Source organism: Neisseria sp. GT4A_CT1 (genome assembly GCF_000227275.1).
Classification (GTDB): Bacteria; Pseudomonadota; Gammaproteobacteria; order Burkholderiales; family Neisseriaceae; genus Neisseria.
The window spans coordinates 116,573-133,414 of record NZ_JH164966.1 but is presented as its reverse complement, the minus strand read 5'-3'; the positions used below and the strand labels follow the sequence as shown (position 1 = coordinate 133,414).

16 protein-coding genes are annotated in these 16,842 nt (G+C 41.6%); 9 read left to right on the top strand and 7 right to left on the bottom strand.

The window, feature by feature from the left end; genetic code table 11:
- Window positions 1–4 precede the first annotated feature (4 nt).
- The 5 genes from HMPREF1028_RS05340 (at window position 5) to HMPREF1028_RS13465 (ending at window position 5,222) form a co-directional block, all read left to right on the top strand.
- Window positions 5–502 carry a YbhB/YbcL family Raf kinase inhibitor-like protein gene (locus tag HMPREF1028_RS05340; protein WP_003778466.1) on the top strand — a complete coding sequence of 166 codons (498 nt, stop codon included), beginning with the start codon at window positions 5–7 and terminating at the stop codon, window positions 500–502.
- A gap of 313 nt (window positions 503–815) precedes the next feature.
- Window positions 816–1,463: a heteromeric transposase endonuclease subunit TnsA gene (locus HMPREF1028_RS05335; protein ID WP_009311768.1), complete on the top strand. Its 648-nt coding sequence runs from the start codon at window positions 816–818 to the stop codon at window positions 1,461–1,463.
- Window positions 1,460–3,322, top strand: a complete 1,863-nt coding sequence (locus tag HMPREF1028_RS05330) for a Mu transposase C-terminal domain-containing protein (protein WP_009311767.1) — start codon at window positions 1,460–1,462, stop codon at window positions 3,320–3,322. The genes HMPREF1028_RS05335 and HMPREF1028_RS05330 overlap by 4 nt, the downstream gene beginning before the upstream one ends.
- Entirely contained in the window at window positions 3,319–4,212 is an 894-nt protein-coding gene (locus HMPREF1028_RS05325) for a TniB family NTP-binding protein (RefSeq protein ID WP_009311766.1), read from the top strand. The genes HMPREF1028_RS05330 and HMPREF1028_RS05325 overlap by 4 nt, the downstream gene beginning before the upstream one ends.
- Entirely contained in the window at window positions 4,209–5,222 is a 1,014-nt protein-coding gene (locus HMPREF1028_RS13465; RefSeq protein ID WP_009311765.1) for a TniQ family protein, read from the top strand. The genes HMPREF1028_RS05325 and HMPREF1028_RS13465 overlap by 4 nt, the downstream gene beginning before the upstream one ends.
- A gap of 93 nt (window positions 5,223–5,315) precedes the next feature.
- Here the strand turns inward: HMPREF1028_RS13465 and HMPREF1028_RS05320 are convergent, their stop codons facing one another.
- The 7 genes from HMPREF1028_RS05320 to HMPREF1028_RS05285 all read right to left on the bottom strand — a co-directional run bounded on the left by HMPREF1028_RS05320 (window position 5,316) and on the right by HMPREF1028_RS05285 (window position 11,761).
- Window positions 5,316–7,031, bottom strand: coding sequence for a DUF2326 domain-containing protein (locus HMPREF1028_RS05320; protein WP_009311764.1), 1,716 nt, complete (start codon window positions 7,029–7,031; stop codon window positions 5,316–5,318).
- 204 nt (window positions 7,032–7,235) lie between these two features.
- Window positions 7,236–7,790, bottom strand: a complete 555-nt coding sequence (locus tag HMPREF1028_RS05310) for an ABC-three component system protein (RefSeq protein ID WP_009311763.1) — start codon at window positions 7,788–7,790, stop codon at window positions 7,236–7,238.
- Complete coding sequence (locus HMPREF1028_RS05305) at window positions 7,787–8,002, bottom strand: hypothetical protein (RefSeq protein ID WP_009311762.1); 216 nt, start codon at window positions 8,000–8,002, stop codon at window positions 7,787–7,789. The genes HMPREF1028_RS05310 and HMPREF1028_RS05305 overlap by 4 nt, the downstream gene beginning before the upstream one ends.
- A gap of 82 nt (window positions 8,003–8,084) precedes the next feature.
- On the bottom strand, window positions 8,085–9,842 hold the full coding sequence (locus HMPREF1028_RS05300) for a hypothetical protein (RefSeq protein WP_009311761.1): 1,758 nt from the start codon (window positions 9,840–9,842) through the stop codon (window positions 8,085–8,087).
- Between the two features lie 62 nt (window positions 9,843–9,904).
- Window positions 9,905–10,876: a lipoyl synthase gene (gene lipA, locus HMPREF1028_RS05295; RefSeq protein WP_009311760.1), complete on the bottom strand. Its 972-nt coding sequence runs from the start codon at window positions 10,874–10,876 to the stop codon at window positions 9,905–9,907.
- Complete coding sequence (lipB, locus tag HMPREF1028_RS05290; RefSeq protein ID WP_009311759.1) at window positions 10,876–11,493, bottom strand: lipoyl(octanoyl) transferase LipB; 618 nt, start codon at window positions 11,491–11,493, stop codon at window positions 10,876–10,878. Before lipB ends, lipA begins: the two co-directional genes overlap by 1 nt.
- Before the next feature lies 1 nt (window position 11,494).
- Window positions 11,495–11,761, bottom strand: coding sequence for a DUF493 domain-containing protein (locus HMPREF1028_RS05285; protein WP_003756826.1), 267 nt, complete (start codon window positions 11,759–11,761; stop codon window positions 11,495–11,497).
- Between the two features lie 200 nt (window positions 11,762–11,961).
- Between HMPREF1028_RS05285 and lon the strand changes: the two genes are divergently transcribed.
- The 4 genes from lon (at window position 11,962) to thrB (ending at window position 16,760) form a co-directional block, all read left to right on the top strand.
- Complete coding sequence (gene lon / locus HMPREF1028_RS05280) at window positions 11,962–14,424, top strand: endopeptidase La (RefSeq protein WP_003756828.1); 2,463 nt, start codon at window positions 11,962–11,964, stop codon at window positions 14,422–14,424.
- 184 nt (window positions 14,425–14,608) lie between these two features.
- Window positions 14,609–14,878: an HU family DNA-binding protein gene (locus HMPREF1028_RS05275; protein ID WP_003677477.1), complete on the top strand. Its 270-nt coding sequence runs from the start codon at window positions 14,609–14,611 to the stop codon at window positions 14,876–14,878.
- A gap of 279 nt (window positions 14,879–15,157) precedes the next feature.
- The gene (locus HMPREF1028_RS05270) at window positions 15,158–15,691 is read left to right on the top strand and encodes an inorganic diphosphatase (RefSeq protein ID WP_009311758.1); all 534 of its coding nucleotides are present in this window, start codon (window positions 15,158–15,160) and stop codon (window positions 15,689–15,691) included.
- Window positions 15,692–15,842: 151 nt separating this feature from the next.
- Complete coding sequence (gene thrB / locus HMPREF1028_RS05265) at window positions 15,843–16,760, top strand: homoserine kinase (RefSeq protein ID WP_009311757.1); 918 nt, start codon at window positions 15,843–15,845, stop codon at window positions 16,758–16,760.
- The last annotated feature ends 82 nt before the right edge of the window (window positions 16,761–16,842 follow it).

Sequence of the window (16,842 nt, the reverse complement as noted above, 5' to 3'; positions counted from 1 at the left end):
CACTATGCAGGTAACGACTTCAGCCATTGTCAACGGCGAATTTGAAGACAAATACGGCAAGCGCGGCAGCCAGTTCAGTCCGAACAATATGCCGACTTACTCCATCCCCTTTGAAATCAGCGGCGCGCCCGAAGGTACGAAATCCTTTGCCGTCGTTTTGGAAGACAAAGACGCCATTACCGCCAGCGGATTCGTGTGGACACACTGGCTGATTGCCGACCTCAAGCGCACCTCCGTTGCCGAAAACGAAAGCCTGACCGCCACCGACTACACGCAAGGCGCAAACAGTTGGGCGAGCCTGTTGGGCAAGTTGGACATCGAAGAAGCCACGGGTTACGGCGGCATGTATCCGCCCAACTGCCGCCACCGCTACGAACTCATCGTTTACGCACTCGACACCGTATTAAACCTGCCGCGCGGCTTCCGCTTCAACGACCTGCATTTCGCCATGCAGGGGCATATCTTGGACAGCGCAAGCGTAATGGGAACGTATGACGTATAAGCCCAAACCGCTTGTTTGAAAAAAGGTCGTCTGAAAATTTTCAGACGACCTTTTGTTATCAATGATGGCCGCAACCGCCGCCATGACTTTTGTGAATTCCAATGTTGTTTGCGACTAGAATATGCAAAATCTTATACTTCTAATAATGTTATTTGCGACTGAAAACAAAAATTTTGCATTAAGATTTGAAAATAATATTGTTATTTGAGACTAAATTATAAGAAAGCTAATTGAGTTTGGGTTATTGATAAAGGGTATTAACTAATTAAGATTGTCTTCCTTTTAACCATTTTTCTACTACACATATAAAACTATGCCAATCCGTAAAATTCCTAAAAACTATCGAAATATTACAGGCATTGCTCCATGTAACAAAGCTGTAGGCATTGCAGCTTATGAGTCATCTTTGGAGCGTGATTTTTTAACTCTGCTGGAATTTGATTCTAATGTACAGCATTTCGAAGTACAGCCTATCGCGATTGAGTGGTTTGACCCAACAGGAAAGAAGCATATCTATACCCCTGATGTTTTGGTTCATTATCAAAATGATGTAATTATTTACGAAGTAAAATATCGTAGCGATTTACGTAAAAACTGGCGTGAACTCAAACCTAAATTTCAGGCTGCCTTACATTTTTGCAAATCACACGGTTGGCATTTTAAACTGATTACAGAGTTAGAGATTCATACTGATTATTTATGCAATGTACGCTTTTTATTGCCATATCAACAAAATGGCTTATCTGGCGAATATAGCGAAGCATATATGACTTTATTGGATGAATCGTTACGCGAATTGAAAAAATCCACACCTAAACAGCTTATTCAACAGACTTTTCAGGATGAATACAATCAAGCAAAATTATTGCCTGTATTGTGGTACTTAATTGCAGAACGAAAAATTGGCGCAGATTTAAATCAACCACTCACTATGCAATCCGCTATATGGTTTAAAAAATGAAAGCAACTTTAAATGTGAATGTCGGTGCAATGGTTTTGTTTCAAAACAAAATCTGTGTAATTACAGCAGTCCTGGATTTAGAAACATATCAGTTACGCGATAGTGTAACCGGTGCAGATTACCAAGCAAAATTAGCGGATCTATCAACAGTCCAGAGTGCTGAATTAACCCACTTAGATAGTATTCCTGAGCAAAAATGGCAATTAGCTCAACAACATTTCGATGTAATTGAGCCACTTATCCGAAATCCAAAACGTAGTAAATCTGATGTTCAAGCGAGAGCTGCCGAATGCGGTGTACATATCAGTACGGTTTATCGCTGGTTAAAAAGTTATAAGGAAAGCGGCGTTCTGACTGCTTTAACACGTAAGCAGCGTAGTGATAGTGGTAAAACACAGCTTTCTGATGATGTAGAACAGCTTATCAGGCAAGTATTGGAAGTGGATTATTTAAGCACACAACGTAAATCAATACAGAAAATCATTAGAGAAATTACACGGCGTTGCCATAAACAAAATTTACCAGCTCCTCATGCTAATACCATTCGTTCTCGAATCAAAAATATTGCGCCTCAAATTAAAACTGCTAAACGGCTAAGCCATAAAGCAGCAGAAATGAAATTTTCTCCTTTACAAGGTAGCTTTCCAAATGCCGATTATCCGCTTTCAGTGGTACAAATAGATCATACAAAGTTAGACATTATTTTAGTCGATGATGTATATCGTAAGCCTATTGGTAGGCCGTGGATTACGCTGGCGATTGATGTGTTCAGCCGAATGGTTACGGGATTTTATGTGTCATTCGATCCACCAAGTGCATTATCTACAGGTTTGTGTTTAGCACATAGTATTTTGTCTAAAGAAAGCTGGTTGGCAAAACATGGAGTGAAAGGGCGGTGGCCTGTGTGGGGTTTGCCACGCAAAATTCATTTGGATAATGCAAAAGAATTCCGTGGCAAAGTGCTGGAAAAGGCGTGTAAACAATACGGTATTGAAATTGAGTGGAGGCCTGTGGCACGTCCTCATTTCGGAGGACACATTGAGCGTTTACTGGGTACGATTTTGGATGAAGTCCACGGTTTAACTGGTACTACTTTTGCAAATACACAACAAAGAAAAGATTATGCTTCCGAAAGCAAGGCGGCATTAACGCTAACTGAATTTGAAACGTGGTTAACACTATTTATTTGTGATGTTTATCATCAGCGTACTCATTCTGGATTGGGAATCTCACCGTTAGCCAAATGGAAATCAGGTGTATTAGGAGATGATGTTTCTTTAGGAACAGGATTACCTGATAAAGTGGTTGATGAGACACTATTGCGCTTGACCTTTATGCCGTTTGAAATGCGAACGGTGCAGCAATATGGGGTAGTTATCCATAAAATCACTTATTGGCATGACGTTTTACGACCGTGGATTGCAGCAACTAATCCGACTAATCCTAGACAGGCTCGCCAGTTCATTTTTCGCATAGATCCACGTGATTTGAGCGTGATTTGGTTTTATGACCCAGATTTATTGATGTATTTTCCAATACCTTATCGGAACAGTTCGAATCCGGTTATCAGCATTTGGGAGTTACGAGAGATTCAGAGACAATTAAAAAATGAGCAGAAACAGAATATTGATGAGAACATGATTTTTGCAGCATACGGACGAATGCGAGAATTGGAACAGCAAGCTCAAGGTAAGACTAAAGCCATCCGTCGCGCTCAACAACGTCGCCAATTAGATCAAAGTACTCGAGCATCTTTACCTATGCCTCAAATTGATTCGAGGAATATTATATCGTCTGAAAATGAGGAAAATATGTTTGATGATATTCAGCCTTTTGAAGATTTGGACGATTTATCATGAATTATCCTCACCTTTCTCCCAAAGCAGAAGAACAACTAAAGTATAGTGATATTGAGCGCATTGAATACATACGTTCCCCACGTTGGATAGGTTATCCGCAGGCTCAACAGATTTTGGTAAAACTGGAAGATTTGCTAAGTTTCCCGAAACAAAACCGTATGCCTAATATGTTGTTGGTTGGTGATACTAATAACGGTAAAACCATGTTGATTAAATATTTTTTGCGGCAACATCCAACCCATGATAATCCACATGGAAATGGTATTATCGCACCAGTAGTGATTATTCAAGCACCGCCTATACCTGATGAAAGCCGTTTTTACAATGCTATTTTAGATTTACTGTTTGCCCCCTATAAAACTCATGACAGGACAGATAAAAAACTTGCCCAAGTGCTTCATTTGCTCAAATACGTTAATACTAAAATGTTGATTATTGATGAAATCCACCATATCCTTTCCGGGAGTTTGAATAAGCAGAAAACGTTTTTAAATGTAATTAAATACTTAGGAAATGAATTACAAATTCCGATTGTAGGTGTAGGTATTAAAGACGCATATCGAGCCATTCAAACTGATGCACAGTTGGCCAACCGTTTTGAACCTGCGGTGCTTCCTCGTTGGGAATTAAATAAGGATTTTATGCGTTTATTGATGAGCTTTGAACGGATGCTGCCGCTTAGTCAACCGTCGGATTTACATGAAATTTCGTTGGCTACAAAGTTATATGCCATGAGTGAAGGATATATTGGAGAGCTTTCTCGTTTGCTGACACAAGCTGCTGTAGCCGCTATTCAACAACAAACTGAATGTATTAACGAAACAATCTTAAATTCAATCAACTGGATTAGCCCAAGCCAACGTAAACGTCAATTGGATAAACTCAGATGATTTTACCCGCTCATCCGAAACCTTATCCTGATGAATTGTTTACATCATGGTTGGTTCGCTTAGCACATGCAAACGGGTTGAAAGTACAAACCTTCTGTCATTTGCTATTTCCTAATTATGAGATATGGAATAGGGATATAGATCGCCATACTCCTGACTGGTTGGTCAATACATTGGCTGAAAAAACAGGCTGTTCAACCATTCGAATCAAAACAACCACATTAGATAGCCTACAAGGTCGATTATTTGACAAAAACAATTTTTCAGGACAATTGACGTGGATAAACAGCCTTAAAGCCAATCACCGTAAACGCGATAATAATGCTATTGTTTATTGCCCGCTATGTCTAGCTACTGACAATGAAACATATTTCCGAAAATCATGGCGCATAGCCCTATATACATTTTGTCCAATACATCAAATCATGATGCATGATTGCTGTCCTAAATGTGGTATATATGTTGCCTTTCACCGACAAGATTTAGGTAAACCTAATTTGCAGCGCTTTACAGAGTTGAAATATTGTTGGAATTGTCAATATGACTTGAGCAACAGTCCTTGTGAGAATGTTATTTTCTTTAATGATGAAATCAGGCTGCAATGGCAAAATTGGTTAAACCGAATTGCTAATCTTGATTATCTTTTTAACCAATCTGAAAAAGAACAACTAAAAATTCTGCATCACTTTTTGGCGATTACTACATCAAAGAAGCTTGCACCGGATTTGTACTCTTATTTGTGCAAGCAAATACATCAGACTCCAGTTCAATTAGAACGTTCTCGTCGACTGAGTTGGGAAAGTCGCAGTTTGGTGGAACGACACAGCACGATTTATTCTTGTATGTGGTTGTTGCAAAATTATCCGAATAATTTGATCCAAGCATGGCATGATAAAGTAATTCGATATAACCATTTACTGAAAGATTTCCGAGATTGTCCTGATGATTTTCGTCAAATTGTTTCTCAAATGAATAGGAATATTTATAAGGAATTATATCGGAAGTTATGAGTTTTTGATGAGGTCGAAGTAGATTAGCCTCTAATTTTAAGCGTGCTGTCTGAAAGATAGAATAAAACCTACTAAAGAGGTGGGTTATGGGCATCATTTGGCATTATCAATACGAAAGAATTTATCTTCAGAAGTCAAAAATAAAACTGTATCTTTTTCCAAATCAGGATAATCTTTAATTTTATCGTTAATAATAGGAATAATTAATTGGCCATTTTGTTGATTTGCCAAGTTGAATAATACAGAAATCTTCTGAATATCAACAACTTCGATTTTATCTTGAGTTGCAAATAACGGTCTTCTAAGGTTTTTATCATTGCAAAAGGCCATATAAGCTAAATCAAAGGCCATTACTACTGCTTGTTTTTCTCCTGAGCCTGGGTTGTGGTTAAACTCATCTATTTGAAATTTAAATATGTTAGTATCTTTAGTTAGGTTGAATGACAACAAGTATTTTTGGCCGGTTAACTGTTCGGTATATTTGGAAAAGTAGAAATTGAATATTTTCAAATTCTCATCTAGTAGTTCAGTATTTCTATGCATTTCTTCTACGAGATTATCTAATTTTTCCTTTAGTTCTTTTGATTCTCCAATGTAATGGTTTAGCTCTTCTAATAATGCGTCTGCTTCTCCCTTTTCTTTGTATTTGGTGGCAATCCTGTCGTTGAGTTTAGTGTATTCACGTAATGAGCCAGTTTGTCCTAATTTATAAAGTAGCCGATTATATTCGTCAGTCAAATAAGAACGCTCGTTTTCCAACTCAGAAATACGAGTATCGCTTTTTTGTATGCTTTTTTTAAGAAAAGCGATTTCGTTTTTCAGCATAGTATTATGAAAATTAACTACTTCATCAAAAGTCTTTGCTAATTCTTCGTTATAAAAATTTGCTTCCTCATAGAGATATTGCAAAGTACTACCGTTTGCAGATACTGCGTCACGCTCTAACCGCGTAATTCTTTCGTTTGCACCGTTCCGTTTTAAACGTTGTTCTGCCAGTAATTGTTCGTTTTTGTTTAATTGAATTTGAATATTCTCTAATTGCGCCGCTTCTTCGTCATATTTATCGGAAATGTTAAAAGCATTGCGCTGAGCTTCTAAATCATAAAGTTCACCTTCAATCAAATTGATTCGTTGCTTCAATGAGCTAATGCTATTACGCTTTTCCAATACGTAAAGTGCATTTTCTATACTTCGCTGTTGCTTCTCTACTTCGGATTTTTTACTTAACAGATTTGTTTGATTAAAGCCGAATAAAAACAGATGAATTTTTTCATATTCAACATTTTTGCAAAAACTTCCATTGAAATATAATATCTTATCAATTTGGTTGTCCCGCTGGCGGATAAATTTTCCAAGTAATTGGCGTAGAGTAGGTTTGGGGTCGGTAAAATTAAACAAAAGCTCTTTCAGCTTTAGGTCAAACTCTTCGTGCTTGTATTTTTTGCCATCAATATAGTTAGTAATTTTGCTTCGAGCGGTTAGATCAAGACAACGTTCGATAATGATTTCATCGGATGCATCAAAAGAGTGTGAAAGTGTAAGTTTGAATGTAGGTTTTTCTTTTTTGAGAAAATCAACAACTAGGCGGTTTTCTGTTTTAAATTCAGAATCGGTGTAAATAGCTTTTGCGTCTTTACCTGCCAAGCAAAAATCAAGACAGCGAATTAGGGTAGTTTTACCTAAACTATTGGAAGAGTTTTGTTGGTTTTCATCCGAACTGCCTAAGATGATATTAATGCCTTTTTTGAAGGTTACTTCCCTAATGGTCTTACCTGTTTCACTAGTTAGCGTAAATTTTTTTAGAAACATTTTTTTAATCTTCCATCACCATTCGAATCAATTAAGCCTGCCAGAAACAACCAGTCAAGTGTTAGCATGAATTGAGGAAAGCTGACATTCAGCTGGTTACCGTATTTTTCAAACATTTCTACAGCATAAAATGGCTCCGTGGATTCACGAAGTTTACCTATTAAATAAGCCCCTACAGAGTAAAGGCTTTTTTGGGGTTCTGTCCTATTGAGAAGCATAGTCGGATGGTGGTTTGTCAAAAATTTTGCATTCTGCAAATATATAGAATACCACAAATTCAACAGCTTTTTGTTCTTCTAGAGCAAGTCTTGTGTTCTTTCCAATTAATGCAGTTTCAATTTCGGAACAGACTTTTTCAATAATTTTATCTGCAGAACAATTAGTATTTTTGCGGCGTATCTTACGATAATAATGTTTAATATGCTGGGTAATGCTTGTTTCACATGCAGGATCTACTTCAGAAAGTATTTTGATTTGATTTTTAACATAGTGATACCCCTCCTGGAAGTCTTCTAATGGATCAAAATAAGAAATTTCATTAAAGTTAATTTTATTTTCGATGGTATAAGATTTTGTATCTATTGGAGTAAATTCTTCTCCATTTTGAGCGTTTTTATATATTCCGCTCAGCACCTTTTCAATCGCTGATAAAATATCTACATCGGTGTTTTGATAGTAAGTAATGTTATTAATAACATCCCCACCAGCTTGCATATTATTATTTCCGCTTATATCTTGCTGATGTTTTCCGCCAATCATGGTTTACCCTTTCGTTTGATAATGTTTTTCCCCGCTTGCTGATTATTATCGCCTTGAATAGATTGATTTATAATATTGTTTTTTTTATCATGTTTTGACTTTTTGAACTTAAAAAGCGTTGTAATTAGACCTATAACGGGAAAAACTACACCAACTATCCAAGCAATTGTTACTCCTATATCTGATTTAATCCATTGAATAAATTGTTCCATATTTTTTCCAAGTTCAAAGTTTTTAATACAATCTAAACTGAATACCCCATTAAAACATGTACCAGCTTTAGGGGCTGAAAACTTATTTTTTAAAATCTAAATTATTCGTAAATTCAAAAACTTTTTCGCTAATTTTCCGTGCAAAACTCGCAATATCTTTATGCGTATGTTTTAGAGTAGTAATTTGCAAACTAGTTCTTTTGGGAATTTTATCCCAAATTCCTCGTTTTTTTGCCAAGACGTATAACAATTGACCCAGATACTTCATCTCGTCATTTGTCTCAAAATAAATAATTGCTGTAACGAAATGCTCACTTTTCCGAGCTTGAATTTCAATCAACCAAAATGTCCTATCTTTATAATCAATTTTTCCTAATAATACCTTACGCCTTGTTTTGGTTTTGGAAACAAGATACGACCATTGGGCTTTATGGGCTGAATCAGTTAATGGAACAAACTCACAAGCCGGAGAGCTGGACATATAGATAGCTGCTTGAATATTTGAATATTCTTCATTCAAATGTTCGATAGCCCGTACGGAATTTTCAAAAGTTGCAGCTAAGGCATCTCTATTGTGTTTTTCGGATTGGGTATTAAATGTGCTAATGGACGCAGGTGCAATTGTAGTTTGGCCCCATGTACCTAAATCCGCGCCTAAGCCGGTTACATTCATTTGTTCATTTATAACAAGTTTCTGTGCTTTGTATTCATTAAACGGTTTTTTGGGTTTTTCAATCTTTTTACCGATCAAATCTGAAAAGCAATTTATGTTTAAGTCAAATTGTAATGTTGATACGCAAGTGTCTGATTCATATTGATTTTGGATAATGGAGTTTCCTTTGAGACTGGAAGTTCGTCCCTCTCTTCGATACTCTTTCTTTTCATCATCAGGTATATCTGTTTTCTTATCTCCCTTTCGGTTGTCATTATTCCTATCAACAGAAATATCGGGAAAAGGAGCCGAACAAGAACAAATCTCCGTAACTAAGAATCTATCAACAATTTTAATACCGCGAACCACTAAATTGGTTGAATTGATAAATGGGAAATTGGTAGATAATAATGTAGTTGGTTGTTCGTTAAAACCTATTTTTATTAGGGAGTTTTTAATCTGAAAGAATCCGGATAAAGCAATATCTGAAGTCAATATTCTTGCTAAAATAAAGGCCTCTTGATCTGTATATTGCTGTGGTAATTTAATGACTACCTTGTCTGTTTCATTATCTATCGCATATGAAATTTTTGTAATTTCTTCTGGATTAGAAAATGTTAAATGAGCTAGTCTAGTTGAACAGGCATAATAAAAACGGATAATTTCTATTACTGGAATAATTATTCCATTTTTGTAATTCTCATTTTGAATTTTTAAGCAAGAAAAAGGTACTTTTGCATCTGTTGCAAAATTTTTCTGCAACAATAGTTTGCATTCTTGCTCTCTTCCGCTTGAATCTAAATATTTTATTTTGTAATTGCTATTAATTATTTCTACTGTATTTGCATTTATTTCAATATTTTTAAGAGTAACTATATCTGTAACTGCTTTATTATTTTGAAGTTTTCCTTTTATCCAAAGAGATCCAACTCTTAAAATAGGAAGCAAGCCTATATTAACAGGAATCTTTTTTAATTGATTATATTCTGGAATTTCTCTACCAGAATTATCAAATCTAGCAAAGTTATATACAGAATTATCATGAAAGTTAACTGGGCGTAAATAGACTTCAATAAACAGGTTATTGTTATTTTTCAATTGGGAAAAAATCTTCCCTAACCTATCAATTCGCCACAATTTATTATCATGTGGGAATTCGGCAATTTCAATAACTGGTTGTTGATCCATATTTGCCCAGTCGAACTTATCGTTATAAAGTCGCAAATAGCGTAGTTCAGTCGCAAATAGCGTCAGAATTCACAACTTTCGCGTAATGCTTCGGCAGCCTGCTCGTCGGCATGGTAGCTTGAGCGGACCATGGCGCCGATGGCGGCGTTGGTGAAGCCCAGTTCGTATGCTTCTTTTTCAAAGATTTTGAACTGGTCGGGCGTGACATAGCGCAAGACGGGCAGGTGTCCGTCTGAAGGTTGAAGGTACTGGCCGATGGTAATCATCTCGATATTGTGCGCCCGCATATCGCGCATGATTTCGCGCACGTCTTCGTCTGTCTCGCCCAAGCCGACCATGATGCCGGATTTGGTCGGGATGTGCGGCATCATTTCTTTGTAGCGGCGCAGCAGGTCGAGGGAGTGCTGATAGTTGGCACCCGGACGGGCTTTTTTGTACAGGCTCGGATGGGTTTCCAAGTTGTGGTTCATCACGTCGGGCGGGGTTTCGGCAAGGATTTTCAGCGCGATGTCCAAGCGGCCGCGGAAGTCGGGAACGAGGATTTCGATTTTGGTGTTCGGACTGGTTTCGCGGATGGCTTTGATGCAGTCGGCGAAATGCTGTGCGCCGCCGTCGCGCAGATCGTCGCGGTCAACGGAGGTGATGACGACGTAACGCAGGTTCATGGCTTTGACGGATTCTGCGAGGTGTTTCGGTTCGTCGGGGTCAAGCATATTCGGACGGCCGTGTCCCACGTCGCAGAACGGGCAGCGTCGGGTACAAATATCGCCCATAATCATGAAGGTCGCTGTGCCTTTGCTGAAACATTCGCCGATATTCGGGCAGGAGGCTTCTTCGCAAACGGTGTGCATTTTTTGTTCGCGCAAAATGTCTTTGATTTCAAAGAATTTGCGTGACGGCAGTTTGGCGCGTATCCATTCGGGTTTTTTCAGTTTTTCCTGAAGGGGGACGACTTTGATAGGGATGCGGGCGGTTTTGTCCGCGCCTTTGAGTTTGACGCCGCGTTTGGGATCGTCAACTTTGATTTCGCTCATTAATTGTTCGCTTTCGGTGTGAGTTGTGTCTCGAGGTGTGCGGTCAGTTTTTGCGCAACTTCGTCCAAGGTGGGACAGGGTTGGACAAAATCCGCGATTTGTGTCATTTCCATGCCGGCATAGCCGCAGGGATTGATGTGGGTAAACGGGCTTAAGTCCATGTTTACGTTTAATGCCAGGCCGTGATAGACGGAACCGTCTTTGATGCGCAAGCCGAGTGAGGCGATTTTGCGCTCACCAACATAAACGCCGGGGCGTTTCGGGTCTGCCGCCGCTTCGATTCCGTATTCCGCCAAAGTGGCGATGATACTGTTTTCAAGCGCGGAGACGATATTACGGACGCTGGTTTTGCGGCGTTTGAAGTTGATCATGGTGTAGATGACCAACTGACCGGGACCGTGATAAGTGATTTGCCCGCCCCGGTCGATTTGGACGACGGGTATGTCGTCGCGAATCAGAAGGTGCTCCGGTTTGCCTGCCAGCCCTTGTGTAAAGACGGGCGGATGCTCGACCACCCATAATTCGTCTTCGGTATGTTCGTCGCGGGCTGCGTTGAACGCTTTCATGGCTTCGAAAGTCGGTTGGTACTCGACCATGCCTTTCTGCACGATTTTCATATCAGTACACCACTTTCACCATTTCGTGATCGGTCAGGGCGCGGTAGATTTTGTCCAGTTGCTCTTTGCTTTCGACGTTTACTTTAACTGTCGCGCCGGTATAGTTGCCCTTGCTGCTTTGACGGGTGGTGATGTGGTGGGGTTCGGTATCGGGCGCGTGCTGGCGGACGGTTTCCAAGATATTTTTTTCAAATTCGGGATGCGCGTTGCCCATGACTTTGATGGGGAATTGGCAGGGGAATTCGATGAGTGAGGTTTGGTCGGTCATGGCTGACTCCTGATGTGCTGTATGCCGAGAGGTCGTCTGAAAAGTTTCCAGCCTTTCAGACGACCTCGAACGGCGTGTATTTTATCGCAAAAAGTTGCCGATAAAAATAGAAGCGTACATCGGCTTTTTCAAGTCTTGAAATACGCTTTTCCATCCCAATTTAAGCCACATTCCGAATTTATTACCAAGTAGAGAACAATATGCCGACAAAAGAAAAACATTTTGAGGAATACAGCGCACTGGCAACCCTGCCTTTACGCGATGTCGTCGTTTATCCGCACATGGTGCTGCCGCTGTTTGTAGGCCGCCCGAAATCCATTGCGGCATTGGAAGCGGCAATGGCGAATGACGATCCGGTGTTTTTGCTGGCGCAAATCGACCCGAACACCGAAGATCCGACAGCGTCCGATTTGCACCGTACGGGTACGGTTGCGCAGGTTTTGCAGGTGTTGAAGCTGCCTGACGGTACGGTAAAAGTGTTGGTCGAAGGTATCCGGCGCGGCAGAGTGTTGACCATTGAAGAGAGTGGCGGATTGTTCCTGTCCCATGTCGAAGCTGTCGATGAGTATGCGGATGCGGACAATCCCGATATTGAAGCCATTCGCCGCACGCTGCTTACCCAGTTTGACCAATACGCCAAGTTGAATAAAAAAATCCCTGCCGAAATCATCAATACCATCAACGGCATCGATGATAACAGCCGTTTGGTGGACACGATTGCGGCGCATTTGCAGTTGAAACTGGAGCAGCGTCAGCAGATTTTGGAAACCTTCGGCATTATCGGCCGTATGGAGTTTCTGCTTGCCCAGTTGGAATCCGAACTGGACATCATGCAGGTCGAAAAACGCATCCGTGGCCGTGTCAAACGCCAGATGGAAAAATCCCAGCGCGAGTATTATCTGAACGAGCAAGTGAAAGCGATTCAGAAAGAATTGGGCGAAGAAGACGAACGCGGCGAACTGGATGCGTTGGAAGCAAAAATCAAAGAAGCGGGCATGACCAAAGAAGCCGAAGAGAAATGCCTGTCCGAACTGAAAAAGCTCAAAATGATGCCGCCTATGTCTGCGGAATCTACCGTGGTACGCAACTACATCGATACTTTGCTTGAGTTGCCGTGGAAGAAAAAATCCCGCGTCAGCAAAGACATCGCCAAAGCCGATTTGGTATTGAACGCCGACCACTATGGCTTGGAAAAAGTCAAAGAACGGATTTTGGAATACCTTGCCGTCCAAAAACGTATGGACAAGCTCAAAGGTCCGATTCTGTGTTTGGTCGGTCCTCCGGGGGTGGGTAAAACCTCATTGGGCGAATCCATCGCCAAGGCGACAGGCCGTCAATACGTCCGTATGGCTTTGGGCGGCGTGCGCGATGAAAGCGAAATCCGCGGCCATCGCCGTACCTATATCGGCTCTATGCCCGGCAAAATCCTGCAAAACATGGCTAAGGCAGGCGTGAAGAATCCGCTGTTCCTGCTCGACGAAATCGACAAATTGGGCAGCGACTTCCGAGGCGATCCTGCCAGCGCGTTGCTTGAGGTGCTCGATCCTGAGCAAAACAACAAGTTTGCCGATCATTATGCGGAAGTGGACTACGATTTGAGCGATGTGATGTTTATCGCCACATCTAATAGCTTGAACATCCCGACCCCGTTGCTCGACCGCATGGAAATCATCCGTTTGTCCGGCTATACCGAAGACGAGAAAATCAATATCGCCATGCAGTATCTCGTGCCGAAGCAAATGAAACGCAACGGCGTGAAAGAAGGCGAATTGGTCGTCGAAGAAAGCGCGGTGCGCGATATTATCCGTTATTACACGCGTGAAGCCGGTGTGCGTTCGCTTGATCGCGAGATTGCCAAAATCTGCCGCAAGGTGGTGATGCAGATTACCTTGAACGAAGATAAGAAGAGGTCGTCTGAAACCAAAAAAACCAGCAAAGCCAAGCCTAAGGCGGTTAAAGTCAATGAGAAAAACCTGCATGACTACTTGGGCGTGCGCCGCTTCGATTACGGCGTTGCCGAAAGTGAAAACCGCATCGGACAGGTTACCGGTTTGGCGTGGACGGAAGTCGGCGGCGAATTGCTGACTGTCGAAGCCGTGGCGTTGCCGGGCAAGGGCGTGATCCAGTGTACCGGCCAGTTGGGCGACGTGATGAAGGAATCTGTGTCCGCGGCATGGTCTGTTGTCCGTTCCCGTGCAGAATCAGTGGGTTTGGCTCCTGATTTTTACGAGAAAAAAGACATCCATGTTCACGTTCCCGAGGGTGCGACGCCGAAAGACGGTCCGAGCGCAGGTATTGCTATGACTTTGGCGATGGTGTCTGCCTTTACCAAAATTCCGGTGCGCGCCGATGTGGCGATGACAGGCGAAATCACTCTGCGCGGCGAAGTTTTGCCAATCGGCGGTTTGAAGGAAAAACTGTTGGCTGCTTTGCGCGGCGGCATCAAACACGTCCTGATTCCGAAAGACAACGTCAAAGACTTGGAAGAAATCCCTGAAAACGTGAAAACCGGCCTGACCATCCATCCGGTCAAATGGATAGACGAAGTCCTTGCTTTGGGCTTGGAAAGCCAGCCGACACCTTGGGTTGCGCCTTTAAGTACCGAAGAGGCGCAGGTTGAAGCCGCCAAGCCTAAGTCAAGGGCGAAAGCGACCAAACACTGATTTTGTAAAAAATGTGTTGCAAAAGATGCGGGTTTGCCTTGAAAGCCTGTAAAATAGGGCAATTCCGCATTTTTTGCTTGACACGGTATTTTCAGAATTGCTATAAAGCGCAAAGGTACTCAAAAGTACGAAGCCCCGAGTATTCGGGCATTTCATTATTTTCAACGATAGGAAGGGACTGATTGTGAATAAGTCTGAATTGATCGAAGCAATTGCTCAAGAAGCCGGCATTTCTAAAGCTGCCGCCCAAAAAGCTCTGGATGCCACTACCAATGCTGTAACCAACGCTCTGAAAAAAGGCGACACCGTAACTCTGGTCGGTTTCGGTACTTTCTACGTTGGCGAACGCGCAGAACGTCAAGGCCGCAACCCTAAAACCGGCGAGCCTCTGACCATCGCTGCTGCTAAAACTCCTAAATTCCGTGCCGGTAAAGCATTGAAAGATGCCCTGTAAGCATAGATAGGCATTAAGCCTGATAAAAATCGACTCTGATATAGGAGTCGATTTTTATTTTGTGCTGTTTTTGTACATTTAACATAGAAATAAATCTAGAAATAAATCGAATAAAATTTGTGAGCAATGCTGCCTTGTGCCGTTATGTTCATGGTTTTGAGATGTTCGGAAGAATTTTGCCGTCATGAATTAGGCGGAAAGCGAGACATTTCCAGAAATGTCTTTTGTTTGTTATACTTTCGGCGTTTAACTTTTGCAATTGTTTATAAGGAGCGCAAAATGGCAGATTTTAATAAAATCTTGACGCCGGGTGATGTCGATAGCGGCATTATTAATGTTGTGAACGAAATTCCTGCGGGCAGCAATCATAAAATCGAATGGAACCGCAAATTAGCGGCTTTCCAACTCGACCGTGTTGAACCTGCAATTTTTTCCAAACCTACAAACTACGGTTTTATCCCTCAGACTTTAGACGAAGATGGCGATGAATTGGATGTCTTGTTGGTGACAGAGCAGCCATTGGCTACCGGCATTTTTCTGGAAGCGCGCGTCATCGGCGTGATGAAATTTGTTGATGATGGTGAGGTTGACGATAAAATCGTTTGCGTTCCTGCCGACGACCGCAACAATGGCAATGTGTACAAAACATTGTCTGATTTGCCGCAACAATTAATCAAGCAAATCGAATTCCATTTCAACCACTACAAAGACTTGAAAAAAGCAGGTACGACCAAAGTCGAATCCTGGGGTGATGTTGAAGAAGCGAAACAAGTCATTAAAGAATCGATTGAGCGTTGGAATAAACAAGCTTAATTGAGATCAACAAGCAAAAGGTCGTCTGAAAATATTTTCAGACGACCTTTTTGTTTTTTATGACTATGGCGCGAGCTTGGCGTTTGCCTGTTTGGCAGGGGAATTTTTTGGTATGATTGCCCCTTATATTTTCTATTGATAGGTTTGCACTATGTCTGTCTATACAAGTGTTTCTGATGAGGAAATGCGGGCGTTTTTGACCCAATACGATTTGGGCGGTTTTGTATCGTTGCAGGGAATTGCGCAGGGGATCACGAACAGCAATTATTTTTTGACCACCACGACGGGGCGTTACGTTTTAACGGTATTCGAGGTATTGAAGCAAGAGGAGTTGCCGTTTTTTCTGGAATTGAGCCGGCATCTGAGTAGCAATGGCGTGGCTTGTCCTGCTCCGATTGTGCGCAAGGATGGTAGGCTGGATTCCGTCTTGGTGGGCAAACCTGCCTGTCTGGTTACTTGTCTGAATGGCTCGGATACCGGCTGGGCAACGGAAATGCAATGCTTCAATACAGGGGCCATGTTGGCAAAAATGCATATTGCCGGACAAAGTTTCCCGCAAAAAATGGCTAATCCGCGTTACGACCGTTGGTGGCATGATGCTTGCAGTCAGCTTTTGCCGGTATTGAGCGAAGATGACGCGGCTTTGCTGCAAAAGGAGATTACTGATTTAGATGGTAATCTGGGTAATCATCTGCCTTCAGGCATTATCCATGCCGATTTGTTTAAGGATAATGTTTTATTGGATGGGGAGAAGGTGGCGGGCTTTATCGATTTTTACTATGCCTGCAACGGAAATTTTATGTACGACCTGGCTATTGCTGTCAATGACTGGGCAAGAACAGCGGAGAATAAGCTGGATAGTTCCTTGCAAGATGCTTTTATCAGGGGGTACGAAAGCATCAGGCCTTTGTCTGATGAAGAACGCGAATATTTCCCGATTGCCCAAAGAGCGGGCTGTATCCGGTTTTGGGTATCGCGTCTTTTAGACTTTCACTTTCCGCAAACCGGTGAAATGACGTTTATTAAAGATCCCAATGCTTTTAGAGATTTGTTGCTGAGTTTGAATTGATGCATATGCAGGTAGTGAATTAATACTTGGTATTTGAAATGTAATGTATGTGGATTAACTTTAAACCAGTACGGCGTTGCCT